This is a genomic window from Mycobacterium sp. Root265 (assembly GCF_001428895.1).
GTDB lineage: Bacteria > Actinomycetota > Actinomycetes > Mycobacteriales > Mycobacteriaceae > Mycobacterium.
This window is the reverse complement of the sequence record NZ_LMJA01000032.1, coordinates 161,753-183,521: the sequence shown is the minus strand read 5'-3', so window position 1 is coordinate 183,521 and position 21,769 is coordinate 161,753. Positions and strand designations below refer to the sequence as shown.

At 66.7% G+C, this 21,769-nt stretch carries 24 protein-coding genes; 19 read left to right on the top strand and 5 right to left on the bottom strand.

The window, feature by feature from the left end; genetic code table 11:
- Positions 1-143 precede the first annotated feature (143 nt).
- The 4 genes from ASE48_RS30360 to ASE48_RS30345 all read left to right on the top strand — a co-directional run bounded on the left by ASE48_RS30360 (position 144) and on the right by ASE48_RS30345 (position 3,052).
- Positions 144-572, top strand: coding sequence for a nuclear transport factor 2 family protein (locus ASE48_RS30360; protein ID WP_156409439.1), 429 nt, complete (start codon positions 144-146; stop codon positions 570-572).
- On the top strand, positions 569-1,213 hold the full coding sequence (locus ASE48_RS30355; protein WP_057170909.1) for a sigma-70 family RNA polymerase sigma factor: 645 nt from the start codon (positions 569-571) through the stop codon (positions 1,211-1,213). The genes ASE48_RS30360 and ASE48_RS30355 overlap by 4 nt, the downstream gene beginning before the upstream one ends.
- A gap of 108 nt (positions 1,214-1,321) precedes the next feature.
- Entirely contained in the window at positions 1,322-2,011 is a 690-nt protein-coding gene (locus tag ASE48_RS30350) for a cutinase family protein (RefSeq protein ID WP_235571738.1), read from the top strand.
- Positions 2,012-2,083: 72 nt separating this feature from the next.
- Positions 2,084-3,052, top strand: coding sequence for a pirin family protein (locus ASE48_RS30345; protein ID WP_057170908.1), 969 nt, complete (start codon positions 2,084-2,086; stop codon positions 3,050-3,052).
- Positions 3,053-3,171: 119 nt separating this feature from the next.
- Here the strand turns inward: ASE48_RS30345 and ASE48_RS30340 are convergent, their stop codons facing one another.
- Positions 3,172-3,804, bottom strand: a complete 633-nt coding sequence (locus tag ASE48_RS30340) for an NADPH-dependent F420 reductase (RefSeq protein ID WP_057170907.1) — start codon at positions 3,802-3,804, stop codon at positions 3,172-3,174.
- A 212-nt stretch (positions 3,805-4,016) separates the two neighbouring features.
- Here ASE48_RS30340 and ASE48_RS32450 point away from each other — a divergent pair, with 212 nt between their 5' ends.
- The 5 genes from ASE48_RS32450 (at position 4,017) to ASE48_RS30315 (ending at position 7,935) form a co-directional block, all read left to right on the top strand.
- Positions 4,017-5,249, top strand: coding sequence for a histidine phosphatase family protein (locus ASE48_RS32450; protein ID WP_082614531.1), 1,233 nt, complete (start codon positions 4,017-4,019; stop codon positions 5,247-5,249).
- Between the two features lie 61 nt (positions 5,250-5,310).
- Positions 5,311-6,642 (top strand): EspA/EspE family type VII secretion system effector, encoded by a 1,332-nt coding sequence (locus tag ASE48_RS33610; RefSeq protein WP_235571736.1) that lies wholly within the window; start codon positions 5,311-5,313, stop codon positions 6,640-6,642.
- Positions 6,639-7,157 carry a hypothetical protein gene (locus ASE48_RS30325; RefSeq protein WP_057170906.1) on the top strand — a complete coding sequence of 173 codons (519 nt, stop codon included), beginning with the start codon at positions 6,639-6,641 and terminating at the stop codon, positions 7,155-7,157. The genes ASE48_RS33610 and ASE48_RS30325 overlap by 4 nt, the downstream gene beginning before the upstream one ends.
- A complete protein-coding gene (locus ASE48_RS30320) occupies positions 7,154-7,450 on the top strand; it encodes a hypothetical protein (protein WP_057170905.1) in 297 nt (98 codons plus the stop codon). The genes ASE48_RS30325 and ASE48_RS30320 overlap by 4 nt, the downstream gene beginning before the upstream one ends.
- A gap of 41 nt (positions 7,451-7,491) precedes the next feature.
- On the top strand, positions 7,492-7,935 hold the full coding sequence (locus ASE48_RS30315; RefSeq protein WP_057170904.1) for a nitroreductase family deazaflavin-dependent oxidoreductase: 444 nt from the start codon (positions 7,492-7,494) through the stop codon (positions 7,933-7,935).
- On the opposite strand, the gene ASE48_RS30310 is transcribed toward ASE48_RS30315, so the two are convergent.
- Positions 7,932-8,837: an SDR family oxidoreductase gene (locus ASE48_RS30310; RefSeq protein WP_057170903.1), complete on the bottom strand. Its 906-nt coding sequence runs from the start codon at positions 8,835-8,837 to the stop codon at positions 7,932-7,934. The genes ASE48_RS30315 and ASE48_RS30310 overlap by 4 nt on opposite strands.
- Before the next feature lie 33 nt (positions 8,838-8,870).
- The gene (locus ASE48_RS30305) at positions 8,871-9,644 is read right to left on the bottom strand and encodes an SDR family oxidoreductase (protein WP_057170902.1); all 774 of its coding nucleotides are present in this window, start codon (positions 9,642-9,644) and stop codon (positions 8,871-8,873) included.
- Between the two features lie 59 nt (positions 9,645-9,703).
- Between ASE48_RS30305 and echA20 the strand changes: the two genes are divergently transcribed.
- The 6 genes from echA20 to ASE48_RS30275 are packed head-to-tail and all read left to right on the top strand — an operon-like array spanning position 9,704 to position 15,947.
- Positions 9,704-10,459, top strand: a complete 756-nt coding sequence (gene echA20, locus ASE48_RS30300) for a (7aS)-7a-methyl-1,5-dioxo-2,3,5,6,7,7a-hexahydro-1H-indene-carboxyl-CoA hydrolase (protein WP_057170901.1) — start codon at positions 9,704-9,706, stop codon at positions 10,457-10,459.
- A gap of 40 nt (positions 10,460-10,499) precedes the next feature.
- Positions 10,500-11,378: a CoA transferase subunit A gene (locus ASE48_RS30295; protein WP_057170900.1), complete on the top strand. Its 879-nt coding sequence runs from the start codon at positions 10,500-10,502 to the stop codon at positions 11,376-11,378.
- Positions 11,378-12,124 (top strand): cholesterol ring-cleaving hydrolase subunit IpdB, encoded by a 747-nt coding sequence (gene ipdB / locus ASE48_RS30290; RefSeq protein ID WP_162264297.1) that lies wholly within the window; start codon positions 11,378-11,380, stop codon positions 12,122-12,124. The genes ASE48_RS30295 and ipdB overlap by 1 nt, the downstream gene beginning before the upstream one ends.
- 2 nt (positions 12,125-12,126) lie before the next feature.
- Positions 12,127-13,200: a (3aS,4S,5R,7aS)-5-hydroxy-7a-methyl-1-oxo-octahydro-1H-indene-4-carboxyl-CoA dehydrogenase gene (ipdC, locus tag ASE48_RS30285; RefSeq protein ID WP_057170898.1), complete on the top strand. Its 1,074-nt coding sequence runs from the start codon at positions 12,127-12,129 to the stop codon at positions 13,198-13,200.
- A 39-nt stretch (positions 13,201-13,239) separates the two neighbouring features.
- Positions 13,240-14,784, top strand: coding sequence for a phospholipase D family protein (locus ASE48_RS30280; RefSeq protein ID WP_057170897.1), 1,545 nt, complete (start codon positions 13,240-13,242; stop codon positions 14,782-14,784).
- Positions 14,785-14,834: 50 nt separating this feature from the next.
- Positions 14,835-15,947 (top strand): NDMA-dependent alcohol dehydrogenase, encoded by a 1,113-nt coding sequence (locus tag ASE48_RS30275; RefSeq protein WP_057170896.1) that lies wholly within the window; start codon positions 14,835-14,837, stop codon positions 15,945-15,947.
- A 5-nt stretch (positions 15,948-15,952) separates the two neighbouring features.
- Here the strand turns inward: ASE48_RS30275 and ASE48_RS30270 are convergent, their stop codons facing one another.
- Positions 15,953-16,378 carry a cupin domain-containing protein gene (locus ASE48_RS30270; RefSeq protein WP_057170895.1) on the bottom strand — a complete coding sequence of 142 codons (426 nt, stop codon included), beginning with the start codon at positions 16,376-16,378 and terminating at the stop codon, positions 15,953-15,955.
- Between the two features lie 149 nt (positions 16,379-16,527).
- Between ASE48_RS30270 and ASE48_RS30265 the strand changes: the two genes are divergently transcribed.
- Genes ASE48_RS30265 through hpxO form a run of 4 tightly spaced genes read left to right on the top strand, consistent with a single transcriptional unit; the run spans position 16,528 to position 20,427 of the window.
- The gene (locus ASE48_RS30265) at positions 16,528-18,429 is read left to right on the top strand and encodes a solute carrier family 23 protein (protein WP_057170894.1); all 1,902 of its coding nucleotides are present in this window, start codon (positions 16,528-16,530) and stop codon (positions 18,427-18,429) included.
- On the top strand, positions 18,426-18,932 hold the full coding sequence (uraD, locus tag ASE48_RS30260; protein ID WP_082614530.1) for a 2-oxo-4-hydroxy-4-carboxy-5-ureidoimidazoline decarboxylase: 507 nt from the start codon (positions 18,426-18,428) through the stop codon (positions 18,930-18,932). The genes ASE48_RS30265 and uraD overlap by 4 nt, the downstream gene beginning before the upstream one ends.
- An 8-nt stretch (positions 18,933-18,940) precedes the next feature.
- Complete coding sequence (uraH, locus tag ASE48_RS30255) at positions 18,941-19,258, top strand: hydroxyisourate hydrolase (RefSeq protein ID WP_057170893.1); 318 nt, start codon at positions 18,941-18,943, stop codon at positions 19,256-19,258.
- Between the two features lie 2 nt (positions 19,259-19,260).
- Positions 19,261-20,427, top strand: coding sequence for an FAD-dependent urate hydroxylase HpxO (gene hpxO / locus ASE48_RS30250; RefSeq protein ID WP_057170892.1), 1,167 nt, complete (start codon positions 19,261-19,263; stop codon positions 20,425-20,427).
- Here hpxO and ASE48_RS30245 read toward each other — a convergent pair.
- Entirely contained in the window at positions 20,411-21,754 is a 1,344-nt protein-coding gene (locus ASE48_RS30245) for a guanine deaminase (RefSeq protein ID WP_057170965.1), read from the bottom strand. The genes hpxO and ASE48_RS30245 overlap by 17 nt on opposite strands.
- Positions 21,755-21,769 lie beyond the last annotated feature (15 nt).

Sequence of the window (21,769 nt, the reverse complement as noted above, 5' to 3'; positions counted from 1 at the left end):
GCGCCGGTGCTTGCTTAAGGGATCTTCACCGACGCGAAGGCGGCGTCCTCGCTGCGAACCTGATGACACGGACAAGCCGGTTCTCCCGACTCGATCAGCAGCACACTTACGTCCCGGGAGGCCCTGGAAATCAACGGAGGTCAATGCCTGTGGATGAGATTCCAGCAGGACTATCGGCATTCTTGGCGGCTCTGCAAACACGCGATGGCACAAGCGCAGCAGCTCAACTCGCCGAATATGTGATCCTCGAGAGCCCGATCGACGTTGTGCCTTGCGTAGGCCGCGAACAGGTCGCGAAGGTGGTGTCTGAAATCCTCGACGTCGTCGATGAGTTCACGGTCACCCACATCATCTCCGGAGATGGATATTTCGCGGTCGTCACCAACATCAGGATCGGCGAAACGGAGATCGACGGTATCGACCTGATCGGGGTCAACGCCGCGGGCAAGGTCGCCTCGCTGTCAATCCACCTGCGGCCGATGCGAGCCATCGTCGCACTTCACAATCGCCTCGCACCCGCTAGTGGAATGCCGGTGCTCACATTGACCGAGAGCACTATGAGGTTGTCATGACCAACCTGGAAAGCGCTGCACCGCTACAAGTCACGAGCTACCTTGCCCCGATCCCGGCCGAGAGCGACGTCGAACTGGCAGCGCGTTTCGAGCGTGACGTGATCCCGCTTTTGGACACGCTTTTCGGTGGAGCCATGCGGCTGACCCGGCAGCGCGCTGACGCCGAGGATCTGGTGCAGGAGACATTGGTGCGGGCGTACGCGGGTTTCAGGACTTTCCAGCAAGGAACGAATCTCAAGGGATGGCTCTTTCGCATCCAAGCCAATGCCCACATCAATAATTACCGCAAGCGGATGCGCCGGCCCGCCGAGTTGTCGGTCGACACGACACTCGAGTGGCAGCTCGTTGCCGACGCCGGCCGTTCGCCGAGAGCACTCCGCTCTGCGGAGGTGGAGGTATTGGAGTTGTTACCCGACAACGACATCAGGAACGCACTGGATGCCTTGCCCGCCGATTTTCGGATGGCGGTGTACTACGCCGACGTCGAGGGCCTTGCCATCAAAGAGATCGGCGCGATCATGGGCACGCCACTGGGGACTGTCATGTCACGAATCCACCGCGGCCGCTCTCGCCTGCGCGTGCTGTTGGCCGGCATCGCCGCGGACCGTGGGTACAGGGGCGCTCACAATCAAGCGGGGTAGTTCCAACATCGACGGGCAGGGGCCACCGCCACCGAACCAAAGGACACAATCGCCATGATACGGCATTCGCCTTCGAAATTAGTTATCCAACAGGGAGATACAAACGTTTTGCGCCTGCCGCTCTACGCGATGGCCGTCGGCGCGGCAATCGCCGCACTGTTCATCGGCGCCACCCCTGGACAGGCAAACGGGGAGCCCGCAGCGACCTCGATCGCCGACTGCGCCGATGTCGAGGTCGTCTTTGCTCGCGGTACCTTCGAGGACCCGGGCGTGGGCAAGGTCGGTGAGCCATTCATCCAAGCACTGCGCGAACGCCTACCCGACCGCGTCGTCGGCGTCCATGCCGTGAACTATCCGGCATCCTTGCAGTTCGACCGGGCCGTCGAAGGCATCCTGGACGCCGGCAACCGCCTGCTCGATCTCAGTGCCAACTGCCCCTCCACCGAGATCATCGTCGGCGGCTACTCTCAGGGCGCCGCCGTCAGCGGCTACGTCACCAGCGAGACCGTTCCTGCCGGGTACGCGCTGACCGCTCTACCTCCGGACGTCGTCGAGAACATCACCGCGGTCGTCCTGTTCGGTAAACCCTCACCGGAAATCCTGAGGCTGCTGCGGCATGACGCTCCTCCCATCGAGATCGGCCCGGCCTTCGACGACAGGACCATCGACCTCTGCGCCCCAAGGGATCCGGTCTGCGGATCGACCGGCCTCGATCGTGGCGCCCATAGCGCGTACGCCGTCAACGGCATGGCCGCCGAGGCAGCCGAATTCGTCGTCGACCGCCTGCGAAGCCACTGACAGAAAACAGCACGACCACCCCGCCGGGGTCCGGTATCCCAAACCTTTTGCCAACCGACAGGAGACCAAGCCATGCCAGCCATCACTGCGGATACGCTCACTTTGCCCCGGGTCGCCGTCCCCGATCCCGCCACCGGCATGCAACGGCCGGTGCGATCTATCACCACTGCACCGGTCGGGCTCGAGGGAGACGGATTCCCCGTGCGACGGGCATTCGCCGGGGTGTCGCTCACCGACCTGGACCCATTCATCCACATGGACCAGATAGGCGAGATCGAATGGGCACCAGGCGAGCCCATGGGAACCCCCTGGCATCCGCACCGAGGCTTCGAGACTGTCACCTACATCATCGACGGCACGTTCGAGCACACCGACTCCCACGGCGGCGGCGGGACGATCACCGATGGTGACACGCAGTGGATGACCGCGGGCAGCGGAATCCTGCACATCGAGAAGCCCCCGGAGCATCTGGTCGTCTCAGGCGGAATGTTCCACGGTGTCCAGATGTGGGTGAACCTGCCGCGCGCCAGCAAGTTCGTCACACCGCGTTACCAGGATATCCGCGCCCGGCAAGCCCGGCTGCTGTCCTCGGCCGACGGTGGCGGACTGCTGCGGGTCATCGCCGGCGGTATCGCCGGTCATACCGGGCCGGGGACGACCCACACACCGATCACGGTCGTGCACGCGACCATAAGCCCGGGCGCGCGTTTGGAAATGCCATGGCGGGCCGACTTCAACGCGCTGGCCTACGTGCTCGCCGGCACCGGCACCGCAGGTACGGCAGCACAGCCGATCCACAAGGGCCAACTCAGCGTGTTCGGCGCCGGGAACGCGCTGACCCTGGCCGCACAGCAGAGCCAACCCGCCGCCGAGCCGAACTTGGAGGTCCTGCTACTCGGTGGCCGGCCGATCCGAGAACCAGTGGTTCAGTCCGGGCCCTTCGTGATGAACACCCGCGAGGAGATCCTTCGAGCCTACGAGGACTACCAGGCCGGCCGATTCGGCGTCATCCCCACCGAACACGTACCCCACACCGGATAATCGCCACGACTGTTCTCCGACATGGGGTTCGATTTATCGCTCACGCCGTCGTGGTGTCGTCTCATGGCGAGTGTTCATATGCTTGCAACAAATCCTCCTGGTGCAGATGGCGATTCGGATCAGCGCACGACGGTGATACCCAGAGCGAAGTCGATCTGCTCGAGCCCGTGCGTCTTCAGACTGATCTCCAACAGGCCGGCGTACTCCAGCGCCCGCGCCATTGACAGCGGCCCGGCGTCCAACGGGCGCAGTCCCAGGCTCTCGGCGAACGCCGACACGTCGGCCTTCGCCTGGGCATCGTCGCCGGCGAGAAAGACGTTCAGCGGGCGGTCCTTGTCCGGACGGGTCGCGAGGACCTCGGCGAACAAGGTGTTGAACGCCTTAACGACGCGCGTGCCGGCGTGGGCGGCCTTGGCGATCTCCTGGGCACCGGAACTGCCGTCGGGGGTCACGAGGCCTGTGAGATCGGGAGCGAAGGGGTTCGTGATGTCGATGAGGACCTTGTCCTTCAGCGCATCTCCGAACTCTCCGACCGCCACCGCGGCGCCGGCGTACGGCACGGCGAGCACGACGATGTCTCCCGCCGGGGGCTCTCCGATCGCCCTGACAGTGGCTCCATCCAGCCTGCTCGCCAGTTCCTTCGCCTTGGCCGGGTTGCGGCCGATGAGCTCGACGGTGTTGCCGCCCGCCAGTGCCCGGCCTGCCAGGGCGCCGGCCATGTGGCCCAGACCGATGATGCTGATGTTGCTCATGGATATCTCCTACTGATTTCTCGCCGAAGGCACGTGTGCTGCGGATCGCGTCGGCAGAACCGGCCTTTCCGTATCAACAGGTTCGCAGCGCGGACGCCACCTTCGCGTCGGTGAAAACCCCTTAAGTGGTGTGTCATCGGCGCACCGTTCGTTTCGGCCGCATTTCCCGCCATTTCACGCGGCGATACGGCCTGGCTCGCTACTGTGATCCGATGGTCCCGGGGTCACGCAGTCGGTCACTGAAACTCCTGCTCGCGGCGCTGACCGCCGCCGTCCTGTTCGTCATCACGGCCCTGCCCGCGGCCGCGATGACGGTGACCTTCGTGCGGCACGGCGAGTCCGAAGCCAATGCGACGCACACGATCGACAACTCGATTCCCGGTGCCCATCTGACGCCGCTGGGCCAGACCCAGGCGGCGGCGGTGGCGGCAGCGCTGGCCGCCGGCGGTGTGGACTATGACGCGATCTACGCGTCGAACATGGTGCGCACCACCGAAACCGCCGCGCCGTTCGCGGCCGCCACCGGCCTCACCCCCACCGTGCTGCCCGGATTCCGGGAGATCAACGCCGGCTGGTTCGAGGGATCGTCGGATTCCGGGATCGGCGGAATCGGCTACGTGCTCGCCCCCGCCTTGTGGACGCTGGGTGCTCGCTCGGTGCCGGTCCCCGGCGGCGGAGACGGCAACGCCTTCGATGCCCGTATGGACGCCGCGCTTCAGGTCGTCGAGGACTCCGGCGCACAGAACCCCGTCGTGTTCTCCCATGCCGCCACGATCATGTTCTGGACGATGATGAACGTCGACAACCCGGACCTGGGGCTGATGCTGCGCCACCGGTTGGACAACACCGGGATTGTGGTGGTGGAGGGCAGCTCCGAGGAGGGCTGGACGCTGAAAACCTGGGCGGGTCTGCCGGTCGGACCGGCCGGCCTTGGCACCAAACTGTTTGTCAACGCGCGCGATCTCGTGGTGGCACCGCAGACCGCGGCCTACAACGTGGTGCGGGCCTTCGGCACCGGCGACATCGGCCAGATCGCCACGGCAATCCGCAACGGTGTCGGCGCCGTCGTGCAGGCCCCCATCAAGTTCGCGGTCGCCGTGGTGCGCGATATCGCCGGTGAAGTCGCCAAGGTGCTCCGGCCGAGCGCGCCGAACACCACGACCACCGACACGCCGGCGGCGGCCGCAGAGAACCGCATCGCGGCGCCCGCCACAGCGCAGGCCGTGGAGCCGCAACCCGAGGTGGCCGCCCCCGTCAAGAAACTACGGACCGCCCGCACGGTGAAGAAGCCAGGCCGTCCCAGCGTTGTAGTGGCCGAAAAGAGCTCCGACACACCCGGTCTCAGCACGGAACGGAAGGTTTCTCCGATCGCCCCAAAGCAGGCCGCGCGCCCGGAGACCAAGACCGCCGACCGCGACTCCGGCACCGAGAAGGATGCCGCCTGACACCGTGTCGGCCTGAAATCGCTGCATCCGGTGGGCACGGCACCGTGAAAGACTGATGGTCATGGGTGTGCTCGACGCGTTCATGTCGACCTGGTCGAATGCTCGCGCGACCTTCGGCGCCGGAACGCCACAGGACGGCGCCGCGTTCGACGGCAGTTCCACCCTGCGCCGGCTCCAGGAACAGGTTGGTGCTGCCGCACCCGGCCGGCAGTGGACCGGGACCGCGGCCGATGCCTACGCCGCGGTCAACACCGAGCACGGCCGCGTGCTGGGTGCCCTTGCCGATCTCGATCGGCGACTGCGCGAGCAGGTCGACCAGTCGGCGCGCCTGGTCAGCACCGGCCGGGAGAGCCTGGACGCCACCCGGCGCTGGGTGACCGATGCGGCCGCGACGGTGCCGCCCACCGCCGCGGGCGAACGCATGCTCGTGCCGATCGTGCAGAAGGGTGTCGCCGAGGTGATCGACACGGTGACCCGGTCCAACAGCGACCTGAATGCGGTCGGCGCCCGCATCGCCGCGCTCGGTGAGGAGTACCGGGCCTTGGGCATCCAGAAATTCGGAGGCGGTGACGGGCCGGGCGATACGCCCGGTGATCAGCAGCCCGAACCGGAGAACAAATACGAGAAGGCACTACGCGAAGCGGGGCTCCTCGACGAGGAGCCCACGGGCTACTACAGGGAGTGGCTGGAAAACGCGGAGCGCCAGGGTGTTCCGCCCGACACGATCGTCGACATCGCGCGCCGTCACGACATCACGCCGGCCAGCTTCGAGGTACTGGGCGGCATGCAACGCGTGAAGGATCCCGACGGGAAATCGTTCTTCCAGCTTCCGAAGGGCACCTCGGGAGAGGACGCCCGCAAGGCGGTGCTGATGACCTACATCCTCAACGCCGGCACCGATTACGGTGATAACCCGACGACCGACTTCACCCCGGAGCCCTACAACGCCGACGAGGTGCAACGGATCATCGACCGGCAGAACGCGAACTCGTGGACCTACGACGAGGATGTGCCGTTCATCCTCGGCGCCGACGGGGCTTTGATGACGACGCCCAACGGCATGCTGATGGGGATGGGCGGCAACTGGGTGCAGGACCAGTTCAGTTGGAAGGGTGGCACCGCCTGGGGCGACATCTTCATGGAGAACATCGATCACGGCAACAATCCGTCCCAGCAGTTGCGGCAGATCATCGAGTCCGGCACGTCCTGGAACGTGGGCGCCGATGGTACTCCCCGTGCGGGTTCCCTGGACCTCGACCGGCTGCTGCACCACGAGGAGATGCATTCGCGGCAGTGGGCGGACAAGGGCTACTTCGGCATGTTGTGGGCCGCCGTCACCGACTCGGACGGCATCGAGAAGGAGGCCGGTTTGGGCGACGGGGGTTACACGTGATCAGACATCTGATGGCCGCGCTACTGGGTTTCAGCCTCTCGGGATGTTCACTCATCGGTGATGATCCCGAGGTCGCTTCGCTGCCACCGGTTTTCGGTGCCCGAGTCACCGATGGCCGGCTGGAACTCTCGACCGGCACACCGTGCGGCGAGGTGTCCCGGGTGGTCGTGTTGTTCACCCCGGATGCCGGCCGGCTGACCCTGGCGCCGGTCAGCGGAACCGCCGAGGTCGATCAGTTGACGGTGGGAGGCCCGTACGACGGGCTGCAGGTCACCGAGCCGTTGCCCGACGGATTCGATTGGCGCACAGCCGAAGAGGTGACCCTCATCGTGACCGCACCTGAGGGTTCAGGGTCCACGCCGACGCAGATCAGCGAGGTCGTCGACGGGTCGTCCGAGCACCCCGCGGACACGTTCTACTTTCAGGGAATCGGCTGGCTCGATCCGCAGCAGGTTGCCGAGCAGAACCGCCGGTCATTACTGACCATCTGCACCACCGACCCGACCAAGCAGTGACCCCGGCGATCGTGCGGGCCGTCGCCGGGCTGCTCGGCTCGACCGCAGGGTTGCTGTGGCTGCTGTGCATGTATTCGGTCGCCCGATCCGGCTTCTCGGCGGACCCGGCGATCGATCCGCACGGGTACGCGCTGATGTTCGGCACCGTCGCGGGTCTGATCGCCGGACTGCTGTTCGCCGTTGTGCTGCCCGCGGCGTTCCCCGCCGAACGCCGACGGACCGCCCGCCGCGCGTGCACGGCGGGCTTCCTGGTGTTCACGACAATGCTCTACGCGATACTGAATCTGCGGTAGTCGGGCGTTTGCCCCAGCCCGGTTCGGGGCAAAGACGGGGCATGGTCGACGTTCGGAATTCGGGGCTACTCGCCTGGTCCATGAAGTACTTCGCCAAGGCTCACGTCTGGACCTACCAGCACACCGACGGCCGCATCGGCGCGCGCCTGCTGTGGTTGCCGGCGGCGCTGCTCACCACCACCGGTCGCCGCACCGGGCAGCCCCGGGTCACCGCGACGCTGTGCTTGCGCGACGGCGACCGGGTGGTACTGCCCGCCTCGTTCGGCGGCCGTGATCACGATCCGGCCTGGTATCTCAACATCGCGTCGGATCCGCGTGTGCAGGTGCAGTACGGCCCGCACAAATGGGACATGACCGCCAGAGACGCCACGGCCGAGGAGCGAAACCGCTACTGGCCGCGTCTGACTCGGATGTACCCGCCCTACCGGGGATACCGGGAGGCCGCCGACCGTGTCATCCCGCTGGTGATCTGCGAACCGGTCTAGGCGCCGAAGACCGGCAGCGGTGTGCGGGACTTCGCCAACAGGTCGGTGACCACCGGGCCGAGCTCGGCCGGATCCCACTTGGCGCCCTTGTCGATTTCGCCGCCGCGTGCCCAGCCCTCGGCCACCCGGATGATGCCGCCCTCGATCTCGAAGATGCGGCCGGTGACGTCGCGGGACTCGACGCTGCCCAGCCAGACGACGAGCGGGGAAATGTTCTCCGGCGCCATCGCATCGAAGTCGGAGTCCTGCGTCGACATCATCTCGGCGAACACCGTCTCGGTCATCCGGGTGCGGGCCGACGGGGCGATGGCGTTCACGGTGACGCCGATGCGGCCCATCTCAGCGGCGGCCACCAGCGTCAGCGCGGCAATGCCGGCCTTGGAGGCGCTGTAGGTTGCCTGGCCGACGCTGCCCTGCAGTCCGGCGCCCGAGCTGGTGTTGATGATGCGGGCGTCGACAGTGTTGCCGGCCTTGGATTGTGCCCGCCAGTAGGCACCGGCGTGCTTCATGGTGGCGAAATGCCCCTTGAGATGCACGGCGGTGACGGCGTCGAATTCGTCTTCGGTGGCGTTGACGAACATCCGGTCCCGGACGATGCCCGCGTTGTTGACCAGAACGTCGAGGCCGCCGAAGGAATCGATGGCGGTCTGGATGAGCCCCTCGGCCTGACTCCAGTCCGCGACGTTGGCACCGCTGGTGACGGCTTCCCCACCGGCAGCGACGATCTCGTCGACGACGGTCTGCGCGGCGCTGCCGCCGCCGGCCGGTGAACCGTCCAGTCCGACACCGATGTCGTTGACCACCACGCGTGCGCCCTCAGCGGCGAAGGCGAGCGCATGCTCACGCCCGATACCGCCACCGGCGCCGGTCACGATGACTACCCGGCCGTCGAGCAAACCCATTGCTGATCTCCTTCTAGTTACTGAACGTCGGTGTTATTTGATATCCGCAGTGGTGGTCGACAGATAGTGCGGCGGTTCTCCGCCGCCGTGCACCTGCAGCGACGCACCGCTGATATAGGAAGCCGCTTCGGATGCCAGAAACGCTGTGGCCCAGCCGATATCGGCGGGTTTGGCCAGCCGGCCCAGCGGCACGTTCCTGGAGATGGCCGCGATCGAGTCCGCATCGCCGTAGAACAGCTCGGCCTGTTCGGTCTCGACCATGCCGACGACCACCGAGTTGACCCGGACCTTGGGCGCCCATTCCACGGCCAGCGTCGAGGTGAGGTTGTCGATGCCGGCCTTGGCGGCGCCGTAGGCGGCGGTACCCGGTGTCGGCCGGTGCCCGCTCACGCTGGAGATGTTGACGATGGAGCCGCCGGAGTCCTGGTTCTGCATGACCGCATTGGCGTGCGTCGAGACCGACAGTGCACCGATCAGGTTGAGTTCGATGATCTTGGTGCTGAACTTGGCCGACGCATCCGCGGCCAGCACGTAGGGCGAGCCGCCGGCGTTGTTGACGACCACATCCAGGCGCCCGTGCTGCTCGACGATCGCGCCGATGAGGGCCTGCACCGACGCGTCGTCGCGGATGTCGCAGGAGTGGAATTCGTACGGCGAGCCTTCTACCGGGCGGCGTGCACAGGTCACCACGGTGGCGCCCTGAGCAGCGAAGACAGCGCTGATACCGGCTCCGACACCGCGCACTCCGCCGGTCACCAGGACCACCCGGCCATCCAGTTGCAGATTGATTCCAGCCGCATCGGTCACTGTGCTAGCGTACCAAGCAAGTGCTTGCTTAGGTAGCGACCCCCTCAAGGAAGTGATTCATGACGATCACCACCAGCACAGTCGAACCGGGCATCGTCTCGGTGACCGTGAACTACCCACCCGTGAATGCCATCCCGTCCCGCGGCTGGTTCGAACTCGGCGATGCCATCACCGCCGCGGGCCGCGACCGCAGCACCCACGTGGTCATCCTGCGTGCCGAGGGCCGCGGCTTCAACGCCGGCGTGGACATCAAGGAGATGCAGAACACCGAGGGCTTCACCGCGCTCATCGACGCCAACCGTGGCTGCTACCACGCCTTCAAGGCCGTGTACGAGTGCGAGGTGCCGGTGATCGCCGCAGTCAACGGATTCTGCGTCGGCGGCGGTATCGGCCTGGTCGGCAACGCCGATGTCATCGTCGCCTCCGATGACGCCACGTTCGGCCTCCCGGAGGTCGAACGCGGCGCCCTGGGCGCGGCCACCCACCTGTCGCGGCTGGTGCCCCAGCATCTGATGCGCCGACTGTTCTTCACCGCCGCCACCGTGGACGCGAACACCCTGCAGCACTTCGGGTCCGTGCACGAGGTGGTGCCGCGCGCCGATCTCGACGAGTCCGCACTGCGGGTGGCCCGTGATATCGCCAGCAAGGACACCCGGGTGATCCGTGCCGCCAAGGAAGCGCTGAACTTCATCGACGTGCAGCCGGTCACCGCGAGATACCGCATGGAGCAAGGGTTTACGTTCGAGCTGAACCTGGCCGGGGTGTCCGACGAGCACCGCGACGCGTTCGCAGGAACCGACAAGGGAACAAAGTAACAATGATTCGGCGGGCACGAGCGAAGCGAGCAGGGAAATAATGAAAGACAAGAGAACAACTCTGGACGAGGCCGTCTCGTCCATCGAGAGCGGCATGACCATCGGCATCGGCGGCTGGGGCTCGCGGCGCAAGCCGATGGCCTTCATCCGCGCGCTGCTGCGCACCGACGTCAAGGACCTGACCGTGGTCACCTACGGCGGTCCCGATCTGGGCCTGCTGTGCTCGGCCGACAAGGTCAAGCGTGTCTATTACGGCTTCGTCTCCCTGGACTCGCCGCCGTTCTACGATCCGTGGTTCGCCAAGGCGCGCACCAGCGGCGCCATCGAGGCCCGCGAGATGGACGAAGGCATGCTGCGCTGCGGGCTGCAGGCCGCCGCGCAACGGCTGCCGTTCCTGCCGATCCGCGCCGGACTGGGCAGCGATGTGCGGACGTTCTGGGGCGATGAGCTCAAGACCGTGAAATCGCCCTATGGGGACGACGAATTGATCGCCATGCCTGCGCTGAACCTGGACGCCGCGTTCGTGCACCTGAACCTCGGCGATGCCCGCGGCAATGCGGCCTACACCGGGATCGACCCGTACTTCGACGACCTGTTCCTGATGTCGGCGCAGCAGCGCTTCCTTTCCGTGGAGAAGGTGGTGTCCACCGAGGAGTTGGTGAGTTCGGTGGTGCCGCAGCAGCTGCTGATCAACCGGATGATGGTCGACACCGTCGTGGAGGCGCCCAACGGTGCGCATTTCACCACCAACGAACCCGACTACAAGCGCGATGAGAAGTTCCAGCGGCACTACGCCGAGGCGGCGGGATCCGATGAGACCTGGGCCGAGTTCGTGAAGACGTATCTGTCCGGCAGCGAGGCCGACTACCAGGCCGCGGTGCGCAAGTTCGCCGAAGCGCAGAAGGAAGGAGCCAAGTGATGTCGGTGACCCGTGCCGAGGTGTGCGCCGTCGCGTGCGCCGAATTGTTCCGTGACGCAGGCGAAATCATGGTCTCCCCGATGACCACCATCGTCCAGATCGGGGCCCGTCTGGCTCGATTGACCTTCTCCCCCGACATCGTGCTGACCGACGGTGAGGCCCGCATCATCGCCGACACCCCGGCCATCGGGGCACCGGCGGCCATCGAGGGCTGGATGCCGTTCAACCGGGTTTTCGAGACCCTGTCCTGGGGAAAGCGTCATGTCGTGATGGGCGCCAACCAGATCGACCGCTTCGGCAACCAGAACCTCTCCGCGTTCGGGCCCATCCAGCACCCCACCCGGCAGATGTTCGGTGTGCGCGGGGCGCCCGGCAACAGCATCAACCACGCCACCAGCTACTTCGTGGGTAACCACTCCAAGCGGGTGTTCACCGACTCCGTCGATATCGTGTCCGGGATCGGCTGGGACAAGGTCGATCCGGACAATCCCGCGTTCCGCTTCGCCAACATCTTCCGAGTGGTGACCAACCTGGGCGTCTTCGATTTCAACGGCCCCGACCACCAGTTCCGCGCCGTCTCGCTGCACCCCGGTGTCGAGGCCGATCAGGTCGCCGAGAACACCTCCTTCGAGGTGCACGGCCTGTCCGAGGCCGCCACCACCCGGGTTCCCACCGGTGAGGAGCAGGAGCTGCTGCGCCAGGTCATCGACCCGAAGTCACTGCGCGACAAGGAAGTCAAGGTCTAACCATGACCACACTCAAGACCCCGCTGACCGAACTGGTCGGCATCGAGCACCCGGTCGTGCAGACCGGTATGGGCTGGGTGGCCGGCGCCCGACTGGTCGCGGCCACCTCCAACGCGGGCGGCCTGGGCATCCTGGCCTCGGCGACGATGACGCTGGAAGAACTCACCACCGCCGTCGCCAAGGTCAAGGCGGCCACCGACAAACCGTTCGGCATCAATATCCGTGCCGACGCCGGCGATGCGAACGACCGCGTCGACCTCCTGATCCGCGAAGGAGTCAAAGTTGCCTCCTTCGCCTTAGCACCCAAGCCCGACCTCATCGCCAGGCTCAAAGAGGCAGGCGTAGTGGTGATTCCGTCGGTCGGTCTGGCCAAGCACGCCAAGAAGGTCGCCGGCTGGGGCGCGGACGCGGTGATCGTGCAGGGCGGTGAGGGCGGCGGCCACACCGGCCCGATCGCCACCACGCTGCTGCTGCCATCAGTGCTCGACGCCGTCGCCGACACCGGTATGCCGGTCATCGCCGCGGGTGGTTTCTTCGACGGCCGCGGCCTGGCCGCCGCGCTGTCCTACGGGGCGGCCGGGGTCGCGATGGGCACCCGGTTCCTGCTGACCTCGGACTCGACCGTCCCGGACGCCGTCAAGCGGCGCTATCTGGACGCGGCACTGGACGGCACCGTCGTCTCCACCCGCGTCGACGGCATGCCACACCGGGTGCTGCGCACCGGGCTGGTGGAGAAGCTGGAGAGCGGTTCACCGGTACGCGGTTTCGCGGCGGCGATCGGCAATGCCCAGAAGTTCAAGAAGCTGTCCGGGATGACCTGGAAGTCCATGGTCACCGACGGCCTGGCCATGCGGCACGGCAAGGACCTGACCTGGTCGCAGGTCGTGATGGCGGCCAACACCCCGATGCTGCTCAAGGCCGGCCTGGTCGAGGGCAACACCGACGCCGGCGTGCTGGCCTCCGGACAGGTCGCCGGCATCCTGGACGACCTGCCGTCCTGCGCGGAGTTGGTGCCACAGATCGTCGCCGAGGCGATCGAGCAGTTGACCAAGGCATCGGGCTTCATCACCGACTGACATTGTTCGGCAGGCCCGCTTATCGGGTACCCGCCGACAATGCCCGATCTTGCCCGATGGTTCCTCACGGAGCACGAACGCGGCAATCCGCATTCGCAGCTGCCCAACTGGTGCACGGACAACCTGGCCGAACCGCTGATCCACGGGTCAACCTATTTCGACCACCTGGTCAGGGAGGTCGAGGCACTGCGCGCCGGTGACTACGTGTTCTTCACCGATTGGCGGGGCGACCCCGACCAGTTGCTGCGCGACGAGGGCCCGACGGTCGGCGAGCTGTTCTGCCGCGCCGCCGAGCGCGGCGTGGTGGTCAAGGGACTCATGTGGCGGTCGCACATGGACGCGCTGTCCTACAGCGAGGAAGAGAACCAGCACCTCGGCGACGCGGTCGAGAAGGCGGGCGGCGAGGTGCTGCTCGACCAACGCGTCCGCTTCGGTGGGTCCCATCATCAGAAGCTGGTGGTGATCCGGCACCCCGGCGCACCGGAACGCGATGTCGCGTTCGCCGGCGGTATCGACCTGTGCCATTCCCGCCGCGACGACGCCTCCCACCGTGGCGACCGCCAAGCCGTGCAGATGGCGGAGCACTACGGCGAACACCCACCCTGGCACGACGTGCAATTGCGGTTGCAGGGCCCTGTCGTCGGCGCGCTGGACACCTCGTTCCGGGAACGGTGGAACGATCCCGCGCAGCTGGACATGTTGTCGCCGATCGCCTACCTGCGCGACAAACTGCGCGGCGCCGACCTGCAAGCCGGCAAGCTACCCGAGCAGCCGCCCGACCCGCCCCCGTGCGGACCGCACGCGGTGCAGGTGTTGCGCACCTATCCCGACGCGCATTTCGAGTACGACTTCGCGCCGCTGGGGGAACGCAGCATCGCCAGGGGTTACAGCAAGGCGCTGGGCCGGGCCCGCCAACTGATCTACCTGGAGGACCAATACCTGTGGTCGAAGCGGGTGGCGAAGCTGCTGGCGCGCGCCCTGCAAGACAACCCGGAACTGCATCTGGTGGCGGTGGTGCCCCGATACCCCGATGTCGACGGACGGTTCGCGCTGCCGCCGAATCAGATCGGCCGCCATGAAGCCGTCCAGGCGTGCAGCCGGGTCAGCCCGGACCGGGTGCACGTGTTCGACCTCGAAAATCATGCCGGGACACCGGTGTACGTGCACGCAAAGGTCTGCACGGTGGACGACGTCTGGGCCAGCGTCGGCAGCGACAACTTCAACCGGCGGTCCTGGACCCACGACAGCGAGTTGTCCTGCGCGGTCCTGGACACACGCGGCGACTTCGCGCGCGACCTACGGCTACGCCTGCTGCGCGAACACCTCGATCGCGCCGAGGACGGCAGCGAGGACGGCGGACTCGCCGACCCGCGCACCGCGATCGCCGAAATCACCGCCGCCGCAGACGCGCTGGAGGCCTGGCATGCCTCCGGGCGCAGCGGCCCGCGCCCACCGGGCAGGCTGCGCCCCCATCAACCGGAGCGACCCAGCAGGTTCACCCGGCTCTGGGCGAGCCCCGCCTACCGGATGATCTACGACCCCGACGGGCGCAACCTTCGCGACCGCATCCGGGGCCGCTGGTGATCGTGGCGATTCGGCCACGGTAGACCTGTGCGGTTCCTACACTCGGCCGGATGAAGACCAACGCGGCGATTCTGTGGGAGTACGGCGGCGACTGGACCGTGGAGGAGATCGATCTCGATCCGCCCGGCGACGGCGAGGTGCTGGTGTCCTGGGAGGCCACCGGACTGTGCCACTCCGACGAACACATCCGCACCGGTGACCTGCCCGCCCCGCTGCCGCTGATCGGGGGCCACGAGGGTGCCGGGATCGTGCGCGAGGTCGGGGCCGGCGTCGTCGGGCTCGCACCCGGCGATCACGTCGTCGCCTCGTTCCTGCCGGCCTGCGGACGTTGCCGGTTCTGCTCGACGGGCCACCAGAACCTCTGCGACCTCGGTGCGATGATCATGGCGGGCACCCAGCTCGACGGCACCTACCGGCGCCGCGCACGGGACCAGAACATCGGAGTGATGGCCCTGGTCGGCACCTTCTCCCAATACGGCACCGTGCCCGAGGCGTCCATCGTCAAGATCGATGACGACATTCCGCTGTCACGGGCCTGCCTGCTGGGCTGCGGTGTCACCACCGGCTGGGGTTCGGCGGTCAACACCGCCGACGTCGCACCCGGAGACACCGTCGTCGTCATCGGGCTCGGCGGGATCGGCAGCGGCGCGGTACAGGGCGCCCGACTGGCCGGCGCCGAGAAGATCATCGTCGTCGAGCCGGTGGAAGCCAAGCGGGACTTGGCTTTCCGATTCGGAGCCACCCACTTCGCCACCTCACTGCCCGAAGCAACCGCTCTGGTCGCCGAGCTGACCCGCGGGGTGATGGCGGATTCGGCCATCCTCACCGTCGGGCTGCTGGAGGGCGCGATGCTCGAGGATGCCGCCAACATCATCCGCAAGGGCGGCGCGGTCGTCATGACCGCACTGTCCACGATGGCCGACAACTCCCCCACGCTCGGGCTGATGATGTTCACGCTGTTCCAGAAGCGGTTGCTGGGCAGCCTCTACGGCGAGGCCAACCCGCGCGCGGACATCCCCCGGCTGCTGTCGCTGTACCGGGAGGGCAAGCTGCTGCTCGACGAGACCGTCACCCACGAGTACAAGCTCGCCGAGGTCAACGAGGGGTACCAGGACATGCGCGACGGACGCAATATCCGCGGGGTGATCCTGCACGACCACTGACGGGCTCAGTGCATATCGACCAACGGCTGACCGACCGGGATGACGTAGGTGGACAACATCAGTGTGCGCACCTGACCCACGTTGACGGCATCGTGGATCACGCCGGCCGGGATGAGGAACGGATCCCCGGTGTGCACGTACTGCGTGGGGCGGTCGTCGAACCGGAACTCGATGTCGCCGGCCACGATATAGCCCACCTCCGGGCCCGGGTGCGAGTGCCGGCCGGACCGGGCGCCCACCGGGATCTCGGTGCGGGTCTGCACGATCTCGAACGCCGGGTCGGGCGCGGGCAACCGCTGCAACTCGGTGCGGGTGACTCCCGCCGTCGGTTCGTTGTCGGCCCGGGCGACCCCGGATTCCAGGGCGCAGGCCGCGCCGGTGACGACGGCGAGGGCGGCCACGGCGGCGAAACGTGTCAGTGAAGTCTTCATGTGTCCATGACACCAGCGCCGCACGATCACGTCCAACGATGACTTTCGATGACTCCCATCGACCGTATCGATGACAGGTGGCTCCAGCGGCAACATCCCCGAAACGCGCAGGACACCGGAAAACAGCGAAGCTGCCCGATCCTGTTCCCATGTCGGCACCCACCAAGAGCCAGCGCAAGCGCGTGCACCCCGTTGACGAGGTGCTTCCCCTTCCGAAGCTGGCCGCATACGGCTTCCAGCACGTCGTCGCGTTCTACGCGGGCGCGGTGCTGGTGCCCATCCTGATCGCCAACGCTCTGGGGCTGTCCGGCGAAGAGCTCGTCATGCTCATCACCGCCGACCTGTTCACCTGCGGTGTCGCCTCGATCATCCAAGCGGTCGGGTTCAAGAACGTCGGGGTGCGGCTACCGCTGCTGCAGGGCGTGACGTTCGCGGGCGTCGCCCCCATCATCGCGATCGGGCTGGCGCACGGTGGCGGGACGGCGAGCCTGCTCTACGTGTACGGCGCGGTGATCGTCGCCGGTGTCTTCACCTTCCTGATCGCACCCGTCTTCGTCCGGCTGCTCAAATTCTTCCCGCCCGTGGTGACCGGCACGCTGATCACCATCATCGGCCTGTGTCTGGTGCCCATCGGCGCGCTGGACGCGGTCACCAACCCGGCCACCCACGAACCCGATCCCACCAACCTGCGCTGGGTGCTCTACGCGCTGGGCACCATCGCCGTGATCGTCGCGATCCAGCGGATCTTCCGCGGGTTCATGTCCACGATCGCCGTGCTGCTGGGTCTGATCGTGGGGTGCGCGGTGGCGTTCGCATTGGGCGACATGAACTTCGACCGGGTCGGCGCGGCCTCGCTGTTCGGCTTCACACCGCCGTTCGTGTTCGGCATGCCCAAGTTCGACGTCGTCGCGATCATCACGATGATCATCGTGATGATGATCATCGCGGTGGAGTCGACCGGCAGCACCCTGGCCACCGGCGAGATCGTCGGCAAGCGGGTCCGCCCCTCCGATATCGGCAACGTGCTGCGCGCCGACGGTGTCGCCACCACCATCGGCGGCATCTTCAACTCGTTCCCCTACACCGCGTTCTCCGAGAACGTCGGCCTGGTGCGGCTCACCGGGGTGAAGAGCCGCTGGGTGGTCGCCGCGGCCGGCGTCATCATGATCGTGCTGGGCTTCCTGCCCAAGGTGGCCGCCATCGTGGCGTCCATCCCTAACCCGGTGCTCGGAGGCGCGGCGCTGGTGCTGTTCGCCACCGTCGCCGTCGTCGGTATCCAGACGCTGGGCAAGGTCGACTTCACCGACCACCGCAACGTCATCATCGTGACCACCAGCCTGGCGCTGGCCCTGCTGGGGACGTCATACCCGGGCATCTCCTCGGCACTGCCCGCGGGACTGGACATCCTGTTCGGCAGCGGTATCAGCACCGGCGCCATCACCGCGATCGTGCTCAACATCGTCTTCTTCCACATCGGCAAGAAGGGGCCCCGGGTCGCCGGCGGCGGCTCGATCTCCCTCGACGAGGTCAACACGATGACGAAGGATCGTTTCGCCGAGGTCTTCGGGCACGTCGTGCAGGACGTCACGTGGGCCGCCGAACGCGCCTACGAGCAGCGGCCGTTCACCGACACCACCGCGCTGCGGGAGGCCTTCCAGGACGCAGTGCTGACCGGCACCACCGAGCAGCAGGAGGAACTGCTCAACGCCTTCCACGATCTGGGTGCCGAGGACGAGACCGGTCAGGTGCTGGCGGTCGACCATGTGGCGCTGAGCAATCTCGACGAGGACGACCACCAGGACGTGGTCGGGCTGGCCGCCGCCTATCGCGAACACTTCGGTTTCCCGCTGATCATCTGCGCACGGGAGACCGAACGCTTCGATAGGGTGCTGCGCAACGGTTGGTCGCGGATCGACAACTCCGCGGCGACCGAGAAGGCCTACGCGCTGATCGAGGTGGCCAAGATCGCAAACTACCGCTTCACCGATCTGGTCGCCGACGCCAATCCCATTGCCGCGGCGCGGTTCGGCAGGCTCAACGAACTCTCGTGAAAGCGATCGGACTGGAGGATTTCAACGCGCTGTCCGACCGGCAACGAATGCACCTGCTGTTCGAGGTGTGCTCCTCGACGATCTGGGCGCGACGGGTGGTGGCGGGTTCACCGTTCCGGGACGCCGAGGCGCTCTACGACCGGGCCGACCGGGTGCTCGCCGAGCTACCCGATGCCGAGATCGACGCCGCCCTGGACGGCCACCCCCGTATCGGGGCGTCGGTCTCGGCGGCGCACAGTCCGTCGTCGGCCCGCGAGCAGGCCCGGGTCGCCGACGCCGGCGATGCGGTGAAAGCCGCACTGGCCGAGAAGAACCGGGAGTACGAGGACAGGTTCGGCTACGTCTACCTGGTGTGCGCCAGCGGACGTTCCGCCGACGAACTGCTGGCCATCCTGACCGACCGCCTCGACAACGACCCGGAGACCGAGCGCCGGGTGATGCGCAACGAACTGGCCAAGATCAACAGGCTGCGCCTGGAGCGCCTGCTGAGCGAACCGACATGATAGGCAGCATGACCCTTTCCACGCATGTCCTCGACGCCACCACCGGCAGGCCCGCCGTCGGTGTCGTGGTCACCCTCACCGCCGCGGGCACCACGGTCGCCGACGGCCTCACCGATGCCGACGGCCGCATCGCCGGGCTCGGCGAGGATCTGGCCGCCGGCGTGTACCGGCTGCATTTCGACACCGGCGCCTACTTCGCCGCCGAGGGCATCAACGGTTTCTACCCGGAGGTCGTGATCGCCTTCGAGATCACCGATCTGACGGGTCACTACCACGTGCCACTGTTGCTGTCCCCGTACTCCTACTCCACCTACCGAGGGAGCTGAACGTGAAGGTCGTGATCATCGGGGCGGGCATGGGCGGAATGAGTGCCGCCATCGCCCTGCGCCAGATCGGCATCGAGACCGCGGTCTACGAGCGGGTCACCGAGAACAAGCCGGTCGGCGCCGCCATCTCGGTGTGGTCCAACGGCGTCAAATGCCTCAATTACCTTGGTCTGCAGGAGGAGACGGCGCAGCTGGGCGGCATCGTCGAGACCATGAGTTATGTCGACGCGCACACCGGCGAGACCATGTGCCGGTTCTCCATGCAGCCGCTGATCGACGAGGTGGGGCAGCGCCCGTACCCCATCGCGCGCGCCGAACTGCAGTCGATGCTGATGCAGGCCTACGGCCTGGATGACATCAACTTCGGCATGAAGATGATCAGCGTCACCGACGGTCCCGAATCCGCGACGGCAACTTTCGCCGACGGCACCACCGTGACCGCCGACGTGATCATCGGCGCCGACGGCGCCAGTTCGATCACCCGCGAGTATGTGCTCGGCGGGCCGGTGACCCGCCGTTACGCGGGCTACGTCAACTACAACGGGCTGGTCGACACAGATGACAGGATCGGGCCTGCCACCGAATGGACGACGTATGTCGGTGAGGGCAAACGTGTCTCGGTGATGCCGGTCGCCGGCGGGCGCTTCTACTTCTTCTTCGACGTCGTCGAACCCGAGGGGACCCCCTACGAGAGAGGGACCGCCCGGGAGGTGTTGCGCGGTCAGTTCGCGGACTGGGCTCCCGGGGTGCAGACCCTCATCGACAAGCTGGACCCGCAGACCACCAACCGGGTGGAGATCCTGGATCTGGATCCCTTCCACACCTGGGTCAAGGGCCGGGTCGCCGTGCTCGGCGATGCGGCGCACAACACCACACCCGATATCGGGCAGGGTGGCTGCTCGGCCATGGAGGACGCGATCGAACTGCAGTGGGCGTTCAAGGATCACGCGGGCGATGTGCACGCCGCGCTGGCCGCGTATCAGGCCGCCCGCACCGAACGGGCCGGCGAACTGGTGCTGCGGGCCCGCAAACGCTGTGACGTCACCCACGCCAAGGATCCGCAGGTCACCGCGCAGTGGTACGACGAGCTGCGAAAAGAGGACGGCACCAACGTCATCCGTGGGATCGTCGGCAACATTCTCGGCGGGCCGCTCACGCCGGCGCTGTGACCCGGCGGCCCCGTACGTAGACACCGTCGATGGCGTCCTCACGCATGCTCATCAGCAGGGTGAACAGCAGGCGGTCGGCGTCCTCGGGATCGATCCGCGCCAGCAGCTCGGGCAGCAGCGCCTGTCGTTGCGGATCGATCACCACGAAATCGGCTTCCTTACCGGCGTCCAGGTTGCCTACCCGATCCTCCAGATCCAGTGCCCGCGCCCCGGCCAGGGTCGCAGTGAACAGCAGGTCGGCGGGCGGGATCGAGAGCGCCTGTCCCCCAGGCTCGCTGATGTGCACCTTGAAGCAGTCGTTGAGCACCCGGGGGATCAGCCATTCGTCACCGGCGGACACATCGGTACCCAACGCCACCGTGACCCCACTGGCGGTGGTGCGCCGCCACGGCATGGTGCCCGATCCGAGGAACAGCTGTGAGGTCGGGCAGTGCGCGATCGAGCTGCCGGTCTCGGCCAATCGGCCCAGTTCATGGTCCGTGCAGTGCACCGCGTGCGCGAACACACTGCGCCGGCCCAGCAGCGACACCCCACCGCCCGCGCTGCGTCCGTCGTAGGTGTCCAGATAGTGCTGCACACCGTAACCGGCTCGCACCGCGTCGATCTCGCCGATGTTCTCCGACAGATGAGTGTGGAAGTAGACACCGTCGGTCCGGACATCTTCGTAGAGTTCGCCCAGCGCGTGCAGTGTCTGCTCGGTGACCGACAGCGCGAAGCGGGGCACCACCGCGACGTGGGTGAGCTCGTCGGCGCGGTGGTGCCACCGCTCGATCTCGTTGCGGGTGAGTTCGATTGCCTGATCGTCGCCGGTCAGCAGCGGTTCGGCGGCCTGCGGGCCCACCGTCTGGATCCCGCGCCCGGAGATCGTGCGCAGCCCCGCGGCGATCGATTCCTCGAACAAGGCGTCCTGGGCTTCCGGGAAGGCCGACCCGAACACCAGTGCCGTGGTGGTTCCGACGGCGACGCGCCGGCTGCTGAAGTCCCGGGCCACGCCGCGGGCGTAACCGGCGTCGGCCAGCATCGCTTCCGCCGGAAAAACGCAGCGCTGCAACCAGTCCAGCAGTTGTCCGCCACCGTAGGAGTCCACACAGTGGGTCTGCGGGAAGTGGATGTGGGTGTCGATGAAACCGGGTAGCAGAAAGCCCGGACGGCAGTCGACGACCTCAGCGGTCATCTCGGGCAGCCCCCGGAACGCACCGCTGTAGCCGATCGTCCCGGCGTCATCGACGGCCAGCGCACCGTCGGGGATACTCACCAGATGATCGCGCGCACCATCGAGTCCGGGCGCACCGCCGATGTGGATCAGGTGACCGCGATACACACGCATACCCCCAATTGTCAC